This is a genomic window from Ktedonobacter sp. SOSP1-52, assembly GCF_016587395.1.
In genome coordinates, this window is sequence record NZ_BNJH01000004.1 from 401381 (window position 1) to 415671 (window position 14291).

At 51.9% G+C, this 14291-nt stretch carries 12 protein-coding genes; 4 read left to right on the forward strand and 8 right to left on the reverse strand.

Annotated elements, in window-relative coordinates:
* Nucleotides 1-53 precede the first annotated feature (53 nt).
* A complete protein-coding gene (locus tag JMJ16_RS36865) occupies nucleotides 54-650 on the reverse strand; it encodes a Uma2 family endonuclease (protein WP_201389731.1) in 597 nt (198 codons plus the stop codon).
* A 164-nt stretch (nucleotides 651-814) separates the two neighbouring features.
* Between JMJ16_RS36865 and JMJ16_RS36870 the strand changes: the two genes are divergently transcribed.
* A complete protein-coding gene (locus tag JMJ16_RS36870; RefSeq protein WP_201389732.1) occupies nucleotides 815-1450 on the forward strand; it encodes a hypothetical protein in 636 nt (211 codons plus the stop codon).
* 214 nt (nucleotides 1451-1664) lie between these two features.
* On the opposite strand, the gene JMJ16_RS36875 is transcribed toward JMJ16_RS36870, so the two are convergent.
* The 7 genes from JMJ16_RS36875 to JMJ16_RS36905 form a co-directional block, all read right to left on the reverse strand.
* Nucleotides 1665-2537: a hypothetical protein gene (locus tag JMJ16_RS36875; RefSeq protein WP_201389733.1), complete on the reverse strand. Its 873-nt coding sequence runs from the start codon at nucleotides 2535-2537 to the stop codon at nucleotides 1665-1667.
* A 199-nt stretch (nucleotides 2538-2736) separates the two neighbouring features.
* Nucleotides 2737-3210: a hypothetical protein gene (locus JMJ16_RS36880; protein ID WP_201389736.1), complete on the reverse strand. Its 474-nt coding sequence runs from the start codon at nucleotides 3208-3210 to the stop codon at nucleotides 2737-2739.
* A gap of 614 nt (nucleotides 3211-3824) precedes the next feature.
* On the reverse strand, nucleotides 3825-5039 hold the full coding sequence (gene menA, locus JMJ16_RS36885) for a 1,4-dihydroxy-2-naphthoate octaprenyltransferase (protein WP_201389738.1): 1215 nt from the start codon (nucleotides 5037-5039) through the stop codon (nucleotides 3825-3827).
* 748 nt (nucleotides 5040-5787) lie between these two features.
* Entirely contained in the window at nucleotides 5788-6444 is a 657-nt protein-coding gene (locus tag JMJ16_RS36890) for a hypothetical protein (protein ID WP_201381235.1), read from the reverse strand.
* A 139-nt stretch (nucleotides 6445-6583) separates the two neighbouring features.
* Nucleotides 6584-7060, reverse strand: a complete 477-nt coding sequence (locus JMJ16_RS36895) for a hypothetical protein (RefSeq protein WP_201389739.1) — start codon at nucleotides 7058-7060, stop codon at nucleotides 6584-6586.
* A gap of 65 nt (nucleotides 7061-7125) precedes the next feature.
* Nucleotides 7126-8382 carry an RNA-guided endonuclease IscB gene (gene iscB / locus JMJ16_RS36900; RefSeq protein ID WP_201389741.1) on the reverse strand — a complete coding sequence of 419 codons (1257 nt, stop codon included), beginning with the start codon at nucleotides 8380-8382 and terminating at the stop codon, nucleotides 7126-7128.
* Between the two features lie 403 nt (nucleotides 8383-8785).
* Nucleotides 8786-9142: a stress response translation initiation inhibitor YciH gene (locus JMJ16_RS36905; protein ID WP_201389743.1), complete on the reverse strand. Its 357-nt coding sequence runs from the start codon at nucleotides 9140-9142 to the stop codon at nucleotides 8786-8788.
* 143 nt (nucleotides 9143-9285) lie between these two features.
* Here JMJ16_RS36905 and JMJ16_RS36910 point away from each other — a divergent pair, with 143 nt between their 5' ends.
* From JMJ16_RS36910 to JMJ16_RS36920, 3 genes are all read left to right on the forward strand, one after another.
* On the forward strand, nucleotides 9286-10392 hold the full coding sequence (locus JMJ16_RS36910; RefSeq protein ID WP_201389745.1) for a dipeptidase: 1107 nt from the start codon (nucleotides 9286-9288) through the stop codon (nucleotides 10390-10392).
* Nucleotides 10393-10651: 259 nt separating this feature from the next.
* Nucleotides 10652-11971 (forward strand): serine/threonine-protein kinase, encoded by a 1320-nt coding sequence (locus tag JMJ16_RS36915; protein ID WP_201389747.1) that lies wholly within the window; start codon nucleotides 10652-10654, stop codon nucleotides 11969-11971.
* Between the two features lie 349 nt (nucleotides 11972-12320).
* Nucleotides 12321-14246 (forward strand): serine/threonine-protein kinase, encoded by a 1926-nt coding sequence (locus JMJ16_RS36920; protein WP_201389748.1) that lies wholly within the window; start codon nucleotides 12321-12323, stop codon nucleotides 14244-14246.
* Nucleotides 14247-14291 lie beyond the last annotated feature (45 nt).

The window sequence follows — 14291 nt, forward strand, 5'->3', positions numbered from 1 at the left end:
AAGCCCCGGTAGTTTATAGCTACCAGGGCTATTGTTATTCTTGCAAAAACCACTTAAGAAAAGAACTGCTCCACAGTCATAGGTAACCCAGGCAACACCTGAGAAGGCAGCACATCATCAGCAATGAAAAGCCCCAAAGACCGATACGTCCCGCGATCCAGAATCAACACCTCTACCACATGAGCATCGGGAGTCACCACCCAATATTCAGGAACACCAGCTGCGCCATACGCCTGAAGCTTCTCACTCAAATCATGACGTGCCGTACTCGGAGAGGCCACCTCTACCACGAGATCAGGAGCACCTACAATACGAGAACCAATATCTTGATCAAGATGCTCGTTCAGAAGCACAAAGACATCAGGTTGTACAATATTCCCATAGCTCAATTCCACATCTAGAGGAGCCACGTACGCCTTCCCTAAGCCTGTACTCTTCACATAAAACCGCAAGTAAGACGCTATTGCGAGAACAATATCCTGATGATTCGAGCTTGGAGAGGGTGCCATATACAAGACTCCATTCACCACTTCATAACGATGCCCATCCTCTGGTATCGCTGCATATTCCTGATATGTCCACCGCCCTTGACCTGGACCTGGAACCCAATCAGCAGGTGTCACTGAAAACAGTTTTGCTCTTGTCGTCATATAGATCCTGCCTCTCTCAAGAACCTACTCTTAACAGTAAGCATACCATAATAGGAAGAATAAGAACATAAGTCGTAGAACATTCTGATGGACACCATACGAAGTACTAGGGTATTATTAACTCATGTATTTTTGCACTCCTTCAGGGAGAAAAAGGAGCGAACATGGCCGCAATGACCTTCTTCCTTGCCACATCAAAAACCGACAAAAGGCTTACGAAAGAAGAACTCATAGCCTTAACCTTGGATTTGCTACATACACAGCTAGTGCAGTTACCAGCAGCCATATGTGCTGGTCAAGCCTATAATGAACCACGAACAGATGATAATGGCGATTATCCACCGGACTATGATGAGCGCTACGAAGAAAAATATATTCTTCCAAATGCCCCAGATACCATGGTTAGGCTTATGAAACAGCGAAAAATTCCCGAAGCAACATACTGGTATTATGGAGATAACGAGGAAGAGTTCATCAACGCCTTAAAAAACGTTCCTCTTGAAGAAAAGGATGTTTGTATCTGTTTTGAAAATCTTCACGCAGACCTTACAGAGAGCGATTGGGATGGAGCTGTTATTTACGCATTGCGGCATCCTTTTCCCAATACGTTTATAGATGTCTTCGATTCATGCGCTCTCCCACTTGTAGGTTTTGATGTGGCTCATTTCTTTACGCTTTTCTCCTACAGAAATGGGGCATTTAAACGACTAGATAATAATCCTCTTTTCTTTTTGCTGAAACGCTACTTTGGCCCAAATGATGTCATGAGACAAACGGCTTCTCTCGAAGAAGAGCAGTGAAAGATATCAACAAATATTGAGCACGTACAATTCGACTAGACACCAATTTAGACACCAAAGACGATCAATAATACAAGAAATCATTCGACAAACTTCAACAAACAAAATCTCCTAAAGAGGCTTATAGAGCCTTTAAAGGGAAATATAGAGCCACCCAAAAATAAGTGTAGACGGGAGGAGAGTCCTCCCGTCTTTTAACTGTGCTTCTGACAGGCTATTCCGCGGGTGTATATCCCTCGGCCTGTGCCTGTGCCTCTGACTCAAAGTAGACGATATCCAGGGGTGAGGTAGACTCAGATGTGAGTTGCTGGGGTGTACCAATAGGATAGTAACGCTTTGAACTTGCCACACCAACCAGTTTTGGCGTCTCCTGGTCGGCTGTCGACTGCTCTTCGGTTACAATCGGTAGGGCGGCCTCTGCTGGTTGCGCATCCTCCTCACGAGGCAGGTTAATGGCGTGAATAGTTCCTCGCGCGGTTTCAACGGTTTTCTCGCGCAGATTTCCATTCTGTTTGAGCAGGACATGCTCTTCCTCTGTCAATTCAGGCTGTTGCATACGCTTACGTATGACAAAGATCATGGCAATCGTTGTGGCAACCAAGCCAATACCGAAACCGATAAGCGCCCAGAAGCGCCCATCCTGCTCGCTGATCCCCTGGAATACACGCTGGCCATACTCGTTCAGACCTTTATTGATCTTCCGGCTCTTCTTTGTCACAGAACGAGCAGCCTTCTCGCTCTTCTTTGAGAGTCGCTTCGCGGTCCGATCACTAAAACGAGCCAGTTCACGCACAGCCTGCTCGCGTCTCTTCGCGAATTTATGCGCGGCCTGCTCGCTATATTCGCCCAGATCATGGCGTAAGTGCCCGCTGTGCTTCGCCAATTGCTGGCTCTGCTTACGACCTCGATGACGCACAGTGGAGGCCACGCGCTCTCCCCGTGTCCGTAGTTCGTCGGCTAGTACTTCCCCTCGCTGTATTATATTCTGCGCGTAGGGCGAGTTTGTCAAATCCCAGAGAGACTCACTTAACGAAGGTTTCGTTGTGGAGAACTCCTGGACCTCTTGTTCTTGTCTCACCTTTGGCATATGTACTCTCCTCGCTCAACTTGGTACAACCTAATACTCTGTACACGAATAGTATAGTATTTCAGTTGGAAAGCTCGAAAGTCAAGCAAGGGAGTTACTTGCAAGATCTAACAATCGCAGACCTGGCGCACCTGGCATATAACCAAAAGGAGAAACCTTGTTTAGGGCAAAAATATTGTTTCATGAGGAGAGGGGGGTGCTAATCGTGTTCCGTGGCCTGCTCACTAAGTTGCAGGACCAGACGACAGAAGTGTAGCATGGCAGTAGCGGACTCCAGGTAGCTCGCTTCATCATTCGATGTCAACTGGTGCTGCTGGAGGGCGCGCCGACGCAGGGCACGCAACACAACCATAATATCTTCTTTAATTGAGCTATCAAGCCCACCGCGTTGCATCAAGAGGACTACCTGGTTGACGATAGCGTCGACCTCCTGACGCATGGAGTTCAGGTCGTTTACCCACGCTTCTTCAATCTCATCGTCAATATCCGCTGCATCCTCTCCTGTCGTCTGCTCTAAACGCCAGGAAAGCACGTCGGCAATGTGATCTTGTTTTCTGTTGTCATCAGGTTGGGGATAGGGCCTGCCTCGTTGCCATAAAGGTGTTTGAGGTTCTTCCTGTTTGACACCCAGTTCGTGCAACAGTATAGCCAGTTCTTCTTCCCAGCCAGCCATAGAGCACCTCCTTGTGAAACAACCGCAAACAGTGATCTGAGTCGGGCCATTAAGATCTTATTCCGAAACCCAACGTCACTTGCGTGACTAGCGCTTCGCGCTCAGGGTTTTCGGAGAAGAAGTAAGCGGACCAGGCGGTGACACCATGCGTACAAACAAAGCATATGCTACCATGGGGAAGTCACGGGAACAGAAAAGATCGTTGAGGGCAAGCACTGAGGGATGTCTTCGCTATGGCCTTTTCTGTCTCTGTCTACCTTACGCCCTAATGCAAAACCATCTGACATGCCCGGATTTCCCTTGTTAGGCTCTTCGCGCCAGTATGAGCTGAATGTGGTAAATGGCTGCTGAGCTTTGGGTTATTTCCGTGATCCGTCTGAGGATCCTGCACTAAGCGAAGTGTAACACAGTGTTTTAGCCTTGTAAATGGCCCGAATGGTTACAGTTAGCACGCTTATAGTAGGAATTTTGTTGTAGTACATTTAAGGCCCAGAAGCTACTTTTTCTCGCGCCTGCGGCGTTCTTTTGGGTAATATAATGAGCACTGTGGCAACTGCAAGTTGCCACAGTGCTCATTATATTACCCAAAAGAACGTGTTTGCAATTGCAAGTATTTAACGCATCAGGTGCGTTGGCACCAGTGATATGGCCGAGACCAGGGTGGAGACAATCAAGCCTATAAGAAGCAGTACACCGAACCAGGCATTCTGCCTGAGCATGTCCCGAAAGACGAGATGCAGGCTGTTCGGGCTGCTGGCACGTAATATCCCAGTCACAATATTAACCAGTAACGGCAGCGTCAAAAAGGCCAGGAGCAGCCAGTGTGGCGTATGCGATGGCACGGCCAGGAAAGCCGCAAAGCCATAGGCAGCCAGTAGCAAAACGAGGAAGATGGCACGGCTCCATGTCAGTCCCAGACGATTGGCCAGGGTAAACTTGCGCGCCTGCTCGTCTCCCTCCAGGTCACGCATGTCGTTTACCAGGATCGTTGCCGCCGCCGTCAGGCCAAGCGGAAGGCTATAGAGCAAGGCTTTGTGCAGATCACCACCCCCCTGGACTATGTATGCTCCTATCGTTACCAAGGGACCAAAGATCCCTAGAGCCACGAGCGGACCCAGGCATAGAGCAGCGAGAGACTTCCCGCTACCACTATAAAAATAGGCGAAAAGCAGGCCCACCAGGCCAAACAAAGCCAGCATCCAGTTCATTGAGATGAGCACAGTAGCCAGGCCAGATAGTGCGCTAGCACCCAGGAAAATCAGGCCCAGCACAAGCACGCGTGTAGGCTTGATCAACCCCTGCTGGATCAAACCACCAGGTCCAAGAGGATTGCTGGTATCGACCCCACGGATATAGTCATAGTAGTCGTTGATAAGATTAGCGCCCATATGCACCAGAAGCAGTGCCACCAGGGAAAGCACGAAGGAGAGGAGGCGGAAATGGCCCAGCACATGGGCTGAACTGACCTGCTGACTCCATGCTAAAACCGTTCCAAAGAGAAATGGGAAAAGCGATAGGCTCAAATAGGATGGGCGTATGCCATCCCAGAAGATACGCATCCATTCACCAGTGGAACGATGATACTCCGCTGGCTGCACAACCAGAGGAGTAGGCACACTAAAGGTGCGCGTTGATTCTACCGAATGAACGGAGACCACGGGTGGCTCCAGTTCACCTATAGCCTTGAGCGAATCTAGCGGAACCGTTGGTAAACGCTCCGCTTTCTCACCATCAGCCTCAATAATTGGTGCCGTGGTACCCGCTATCGAACTCTTGCTCTCCTTTTCAGGCCGTTCGATAGCCTGCTTCTTCTGCTCTTCTTTTTCCATACGCTTCCCTCTCGGCATAGACCCATGAAATAGCAAATAAGTGCATTTTTGCTAACGTCATCTTGACCTCTCGCGCCTGCGGCGCTCGTCCTGATAGATGGTGTGATGTACCCTGGCAGCCTGCGGCTGCCAGGGTACATCACACCATCTATCAGAAATAGTGTGCATCTGGCGTTAACTAGCTAAGCGATATGTTTATTATGTTTTGACTGTTCATTAAGAAAGACGATGTGGATGGCTAGAACGCAGCATTCAGGAAAAGAATAAGAATATTGCGCCCCTGGCTCAATATAAGTGGATCGCTACCCAGGTGGTCATGATAAGCGCAGCGTTTCGCGCTCCCATAACCTTCAGGAGCGTTATTACTGTTCTTAGTATACAGAGGCAAGGAAACACCCTCTTATAAGAATATGCATCTCACTATCTATAAACTATATACGCTTCCATAGAGGGCGTCAAGTTGCCTGGGACGCTGGTCAATACCTCTCGCGTCTACGGCGATGCCACCAACCGGGAAGCCATCTCACGAGGTGGCTTCTCACACTCGGTAGGGACCAGCTTTAGCGCGTCCGAATGCCATTCATGGCAGTGCGGCGTAAGCCTGAAGCGTTATCCCAGCAGAGGAGTATCTCATCGTTTTTGGCTCGCGCCGAGGTGCGATGAATCGCCTTCGGACACGCTAGCCTCCCGATTCATCGTGGAGGCCCCTACCGGGTTTTGGTGCGTTCCCAATTTCCCAGGAAAGTCATTATTTGGTATCCGTGGTGCCAGCCTGTCCTAGCGCTTGGTAAAGTTCCTGAATAGAGTGTTGAAGTTGCGCCTGGACGACGGAGGTTGTGAGGTCTCCACGTGTCTTCTCTAGAATACCACGCGTCACATCGGTGGTACGACGTAAGCCAGAGGTAATAGCATCGGGGAAATCAACGGAGATGAGCAGGGAATAAATATCATCCATCTGGCGCAGGTACGCCTCGCAATCGCGGAGATTTCCGCGCCGCAACTGGTCGAGCAGGTAGCGCCGTAACTCACCCGCGGCCTCGGCTAGCCCATTCAGGTAGGCGGCCCAGCCAATACCCAGTTCCTCGGCATCTGGTAGCTCCTGGTACTGGGTAAGCGCCGCCAGGCACCGCGCCTCAGCATACTCTTTCTGCGCATCCTGCGCGAAGCCCGCATAGTAGATATCTTGGTGATCCAGCAGATCATCTTTCATTTCTTGCAATAGCTGTGCCGCCTGGACCATAAGCTCATTGGCCCGCTCGCGCTCATGGCGATGCGTCGCGCGAATACTGTTTGCACAATGGCGAATCACGGTACGTGACTTGGGCAGAGCCTTTTCGCGCGCGGCATGTTTAAGGGAGAGATGCTCTATCGCTTGCTGTCCAATCTGCTCTAATTTGTCGGGCATACGATTTGCTTCCTTTCTGTACTATAGACAGTGTATCATAGCCAGAAGGACACAGCAGAAAACACCCGCATAGGTACTGTTGTCTAGAGCGATGTGCAGGAGCCATGGTTAGCACGCCATCTGCTTCCATCCTCATCCCCTATCCCTGCAACTTCAACTGGTCCTGCTGTAACAGGGCATGTACTTCAATCTCTGGTGGAAAGGTCTGGGATTCCAGGTCTCCGGCCCAGAACAACTGCTTCATCATCTCGGCGGTCGCATAGAGGAGATGCTGAAGGGTGGCCTCGCGCCCGTGCTCATAGGCATCACTCCCCTCATACACATCCATATCCTCGAAGCAGGCGGCTATGGGCATCATGTCGCTTAAACGCACCAGGTAAATGTTCATCTTCGTCTCGCCACGCTCCGTCGGGACCATGATGCGCAGTTCGGGTCGCTGCTCCACAATGTCCAGGCGGTAGAACACGCCATAATGATCGCGCGAGGCCTGGAAGATTGAAACCTCCGGTAGCGCCTCGCCGTTGTAGCGCTCTTTTTTAAAAGGCTGCTCCTCTGGTCGCTCCATCTCCACCCCCAGCTTTGCCAGAAACTCTTCAAATTGCTCGTGAATATTCATGCTCGCCGCCTCTTCTGTACACCATACCTTGCAGTATCGAAACTAGTATTTGAAAATCTAGCGTTTTATAGCGATTCATAGCGTTTGATGACACTTTTTTCCCAGAGGATTGTCTGCCCACGTTCGAGGAGTTGGCAGTCTCTGGGACGAGCCTGAAAGGGTTCACCTTTGACCCGTTTGAACGCCAGATAACCATTGGAATAAATTGAGTTAATCTGTTTGACAAAATGGCCCTTCACGCGTACTATATCGCCCTTACGGAAGCCTGCCAGCTCCTCGTTCACTTGATATTTCACTCGACCCTGACCGATTCTAGGCAGGTCATGATACTGCCTGCGGGTTCGTCGTGGACGAAACGAGATCTGGTAGAAATACTCCTGATGATAGGGAATCTGTTCGCCTGTCTGATACGTAGCAATGCAGAGCGCATCTACATCATGCTCTTTGGGCAACCCTCTAGCCTTGCGCAGCGTTGCCGTCTGGTAGCCAAAGATTGTAGAGAGGGAGGTTTGTGCACCAAGTGTGGCATACAAATAACTCTTTCCCTGCATGGTGCGCTGTGCGATCTGATCGAGATGCCCATGCGTGCCTGTAACCTTGAGGGTGATTTTTCCCTGATGGAGATGGTGATGACACCTCTCACACAACGTCAACAGATTCGAGAGCGTATCTTTTCCGCCATTCTCCCGAAAGATAATGTGATGCGCTTCGAGTCGCACACTGCGTTTCCCACAGTGCTGGCACATGTAGTCATCACGCATCAGACAGGCGATGCGCAGGTTCTCATCTAATCGCGTTGGATCTTGATACCGGCTTCCTTTGAGGGTGGGATCGTTCAGGCGTGCTATATCGACCTGTACATCTTCGATCACGATGGCGCTGATCGGGAGTGGAATATGCTGAAAAACGCGTATTACTTCCTCCACGTTAGTCTTAATCGATGGTGAAAGTCGCCCACAGCGCAGGCTATTGGCACGATTCTGGAAGCGGGCCGGTCGGTACCATTTGCGCCTGCGTCGACTTTGTCGATGGGCACGCCTGCCATCCATCTTTTCCTTAAGATCCAAGCGATGATGGATCTCCCCGGACAAGAGGATTTCGCCCTTACCAACACACGATAGTCCAGTGACGTGGCTGCCCTTATCAATACCCACAACAACCTCCTGCACATGCTCCTCACAGTTCCAGAGCAACTGAATGGTAAACGGGCTGCGATTGACCACTCTGGCGCGCCCATCACGTAGCAACTTGCGGGCCTTGGATGGTCGACAAGGCATAAGTGGATTGCTATTCTGGTTCACAACATACACAACAGTAAACATGCTTTAAGCTCTCCTTTCAGAGTAAATGCCCCTCGCGACTGTTCAATAAGCTTGTCTCGATCTGCACACCTTCAGTTTTCACTTACCCTTAATGCAGACCCACAGAGCTTGGAACTGGAACAATATCCCAAGGTGTGATCACCTATCAAACTGCTGCTCGAACTAGTCAAGCCCGCTGGTAGTTCCATGAAGCCAGTGCCATAAAACGCTAGATTTTTAGGAACTATGTGTTGGAGAACATCTGTATCTGCCGCATCTTCTCTCTCACACCTTGCTATTCTCTCTATACATCCCAAAAGCGGAAAAGCGGAAATACATAACGATGCCAGTAAAGATTCGCGCGTTTGCACGAATCTTTACTGGCATCGTACCTGCTGAGGACTATATGCTGATATGCTTAAAATTATCCGCCGACGCGCTTGACTTTAAAGCCCTGGGCGATGAGTTTGGCCTCTACCTTTTCCAGGTGGTCGCCTTGAATTTCGATGTTCCCGTCTTTGACCGTTCCGCCGGAGCCACATAATTTTTTGAGCTGCTGCCCCAGTTCAACCAGGTTTTCCGTGGGAATTCCAGCAATTACTGTGACCGTCTTCCCGCCACGTTGCTTGCGATCACGCATGATGCGGACAAAGCCATCGCTTTTCTTGGCGGGCGCGCTCGCTCCTGCCTGCTCACAACGACATTTTTTATACGACTGGCCACAGCGCGGACAGGTTGAGACGCGGCCACTATCGGTCGAATAGACGATTCGGTCTGGCATACAACAGGCTCCTTTCATGCTTCCACTACGCCCCTTATCTTACCATAGGAGCCTATCCTTCGCGATCACTAACAGTGTATGATAGAGAGCAAAGTTGTAGGGTCCATGCTAAGCATGGACTTAGAGCTAGAGAGGATTGAGCCGTGCTTATCATTGATGCTCACCAGGACATTGCCTACAATGCGCTCGAATGGGGCCGCGACATTCGACGCTCAGTCTACGAGACACGCCAGCGTGAAGAACGCTATACTGGAGATCCCGAATCGCACCCTACCAAAGGCGCGGGCGGCATTGCCATGTCGGGACTGCCAGAACTACGCCGCGCTGGCATTGCCGTGGTGTGTGCCACTATTTTTTGTGAACCATGCTCCTCACAACATATTCCCGCGTGCAGCAAACAGCTTACACAGTCCTACCACACCGCCGAGGAGGCGTACCAGGTTGGACAAGCCCAGTTCGCCTACTACCACGAGCTGGCACGTGAACCAGGCATCTCGCTGATTCTTAACCAGGCCGATCTACAACGGCATCTGCAAGCCTGGGAGGCTAGCTCCCCCGAAGATCCACAGCGCCCCTTTGGCATCATTCCCCTCATGGAGGGGGCTGATCCCATTCGTACTCCTGAGGAGGCCGAGCAATGGTACGCCCAGGGGCTGCGCATTATGGGCCTGGCCTGGCAGGGAACGCGCTACTCTGGCGGAACAAGGGCGCCCGGACCACTTCCGCAACTGGGGCGTGACCTTTTACGTGTCATGGAGCGCGTAGGCATTATTCTGGATATGTCGCATAGCGCGGAAGAGAGCTTCTGGCAAGCCCTGGAGAACTACTCTGGCCCGGTCATGGCCAGCCACAGTAATTGTCGTATCTATACCCCAACCGACCGCCATCTGAGCGATAAGATGATTCGCGCCCTTATTGAACGCGACGCGGTGATTGGTATGGTTCCCGGCAATTTCTTCCTAAATGGCGAGTGGCGGCGCAACCACCGCTTTCCGGTGACGCTCGAACAGGTCGTGCGCCATATTGATCATATCTGTCAGCTCAGCGGTGACGCCCTACACGTTGGCCTGGGCAGCGATATAGACGGCGGCTTTGGCCGCGATGAGACGCCCGAAGAACTGGATACGGCCCTGGACTTTGTAAAGATTGCCGACGTCTTGCGCCAGAACGGTTATACAGAAGCCGATATCCTCAACATCATGGGAGGCAACTGGCAACGTTTTCTGAGTCATGCGTTACCTGCAAGCTAGCTATCCTTGTTCCCCCACGCCAGCCGCGAACATTTGCGGCTGGCAGGCCTCTCTGCGTTTATCCCATCATTGATACGCCCTATATTAAACCTGTGTAATTTTTTCTTTTCCTTCAATAAGGTATTATTGGCTGTGCCCCCGTCTGGAGCTGTGTTTTCGCATTATGCTTACCATAAGAGTGGTGAGACTAATTCCCACCGGCATGCGTGTACTTGGTAGTAATTATTCTTTCGCTTAAGTTAGGAAGTGCGGGAAAAATATGCGTGACATAGAAAACACGATTATCGCACACTATGCCATCCAACACTATCTAGCCAAAGGCGGCATGTCCGAAATTTATCTGGCACGTGATCTCCAAACACAGCAGGATGTCGCAATTAAAATGGTGCATAGCAGCAATGAGGAGTATTGCCGACGCTTCCAACGCGAGGCGCGCGCGATTGCCTCTCTTCAGCATGAGCACATACTCCCCGCCCTCGATTATGGAGAGTATGGCCCCTGGTGCTATTTAGTGACACCCTATATCGCCAATGGCACCCTGCGCGACTATATGCAGCGCGAACCCTTCTCCCTGGATGAGGCTGGAGACTATCTTGCGCAGATCGCCTCTGCCTTGCAGCATGCTCATGAGCACGGTATTATTCATCGCGATATCAAGGCCTCTAATATCTTGATGCGCGACAAAAATTTTGCTTACCTGGCTGACTTTGGTCTTGTCAAAAGCTTAAATGACACAGCAGAGAGCCTGACCGAGAGCGGCTACTTAATCGGAACCGCGGAATACATGGCACCTGAGTTGGCGGAAGAAGACGCCTCTCCCGCAAGCGATATCTATTCCCTGGGCATCCTGCTTTACCAGATGCTGACTGGAGATGTGCCCTTTAAGGGTGCGACTCCCGTAAGCACCTTTATGAAGCATCTCTCTGAGCGTCCACCACTGCCTTCGCGGCGTAATCGTAATGTGCCCAAAGAGATTGAGAAGGTCGTGCTCCGTGCCCTGGCGAAAGAGCCGGGCTTACGCTACCCTTCGGCTCGCGCCTTTGCCGAGGCCTATCAGCAGGCACTTGCCGCCTATAAAGAGCGCATCGCAAACGATGAGAAAACTACAGTTCATGTGGTCACGCTGAAAGCAGAAGCTACGGAGCAAGGGTTGACACCTGGCCGGACTAGAAGGCCTACACCTGCACTGCCCGCGCTGGCTCTGGCTTTATTGATTCCCTTTCTCTTTGGCTTCTCAATCTATATGCTCAAAACCACCGATGCGAAATCTACACATCCAATCATTAATGGAACGATTTCGTCCACGCCTAAAGCGAGGGCAGCGAGCAGCACCCCAACGGCCGGGACCTCCCCCTCTCCCACGGTTGGGCATAACAAGGGAGGGAATCCACAGAACGTGGCCCCCGTCGCACCTGCTCGGACGAATCACGGCAATCCTGTGCCAGCCAGTAGCAGTAATGGTGGTAGTGGCAAATCTGGCCAGAAAGATGGAAAAAATGGCAAAAACGGGAACAATGGCAACGGAAATGGAGGAAGTCACCGTGGTGGCTCCTCCAGTGGGAAAGGGCATAACAAGTAAACAATGATACTGTTCGATGAGCGGGCCTGGTCACCTGATGCGTTCTGATTGGACCTGGTCATTGGTCAGTAGAGCAAACGCAGGGGAACAAGAATAAGAGATACAGGCAACATTGACATCAGCGAGGCAAGACTCTATACTGGTAAAATGCGCAGTTTAGCACTTTTGATTAGTGCTTTTTGATCAGCGCTTTTGACAAAATATTTTCCGGCCCTGTAGTCATTAGGCGCTACTGGCCCGGTTGACTATATAAACTTTCAAGCACAAGCATCAAGCGTTTTCGCCTGCAAGGGAACACCTACCCACCGGCTCCCCCATGACCCGGTAGATGAGGAAACACACAACAACGATGTCTGAATTAGAGGGAACAACACTTGGCCCCTACACCATCATACGCCTGCTCGGTAGAGGTGGCATGGCTCGCGTCTACCTGGCTCACGACGCCGCACAAGAACGCGAAGTCGCCATCAAAGTCGTGCACGCGGACAATGAGGAATATCTTGAGCGTTTCTGGCGCGAGATCAGTGCGATTGAGCAGTTAGAGCATGAGCACATTCTGCCCGCGTATGACTATGGCACCGAGGAACACTGGCATTACCTGGTCATGCCCCATATCGAAGGGGGAACGCTCCGCCAGTTGATCAAACAAGGTCCCCTGCGACCGGCACATGTTGGTGAAATACTCTATCAGTTAGCGGACGCCTTGCAGTTTGCGCATGACCGCGGCATTATTCATCGCGATATCAAGCCCTCGAATATATTGATGCGTGATGACCATTACAGCTACCTGGCCGATTTTGGCCTCGCCAAATCCCTGGAGAACTCGCACGAAATGACGCTCACGCAGAGTGGCACCCTGCTAGGGACCCCAGAATATATGGCCCCCGACCTGGCCGAGGGGCCTGCCACCGCCAGCAGCGATATCTATGCCATGGGAGTCGTACTGTACCAGATGCTCACCGGGCGTCTCCCATTTACCGCCGAGACCCCCATTGCCGTCTACTGGAAACAGCTCCGTGAGCGTCCACATCCCCCCTCGCACCTGAAGCCAGATCTCTCGCCCGCGATTGATCACGTTGTCATGCGCGCCCTCGCCAAACACCCGGCGCAACGCTACCAGTCCCCCAGAGAGCTAGCCGATGAGTTTCAGATCGCGCTCATCTCTCCTGAAATACTTCTGTCCGCAGACGACGATGACCTCTACGAGGGGGCGAACTATGCATCGGGAGAGCTAGATGACCCGTCGGCCCGGCTTGAGGACGGTGATGCCCCCGTCCAGGTGGCTGAACACTCCTCCCATCATACGCCGTATACGACCCGCGAACGCCTGGTGCTTCCTGATAATCCTATGCTCGCACCCACGACGGTGACGAAGACGCGTGACGACAGGCGCACACCTTTCTTTGGCACAAACGCCCCTTCTGGAGAGCACTTCTCAGGAGACAGTGCCATCCGAGCCGTACGCACCAATACCACTCGGGCGGCACAGCAAAAACGCCTGGAGCATGCACGCAAGCGTAGGAACCGCGTCCTGGCAATCATCCTGATCGGGCTGCTCCTTACAGTCGTGCTGCCCATGGCCTTTATCTACTATATCTTTGTCACGCACCAGGGGGGAACACACACACCTGGGACCAATGAGATCGCCACTCCCAGCGTTGCCAGAACCTCACAGGCCAGCAGCCTGGATATAAGCGCGACAGCCACAGCCGCGCCCATCGCCACAGTTACCAGCGCCACACCGCTGCTCAACACTTCTCTGGCCAGCAATGATAGCGGCAATTGGAGCGAGGGCGCGGGGCGTTGCGTTTTCACAAATGGTGGCTACCACGTGCTGGTGCAACAGGCAGACTATTTGCAACCATGTCCATTGCGCAACACCAGCTTTAGTGATGGCGCGCTCCAGGTCGACAGTACCCTGCTGAGTGGCAACAACGCTGGCATTCTGGTGCGTGTCCAGGGCGAACAGTTTTACGATTTTGAGATCAGCTCTCAGGGCACCTACTTCTTCCGCCGTCATGATGTTGGCTTAGGGGCCAGTTATGTCTACCTGCTTCAGCCAACCAGTAGCGCGGCCATCAAAGTAGGCCAGTCCAATACGCTGCTGGTAATCGCGCAAGGTGCGACCTTCAAGTTTTACATCAATGGCAGCTTTGTGGCCGAGACTCGCGATAGCTTCTATAGCAGTGGTCAGATTGCCCTTGTCACCGGCACACTCGCGCCACAGCATATCGGTGAAGGGATCTTTAACAACTTCAAGCTCTATAAGCTCTAGCCCCTTCTGTAGGGTCCATGCTGGCATGAACTAAAGGCCCAAGGG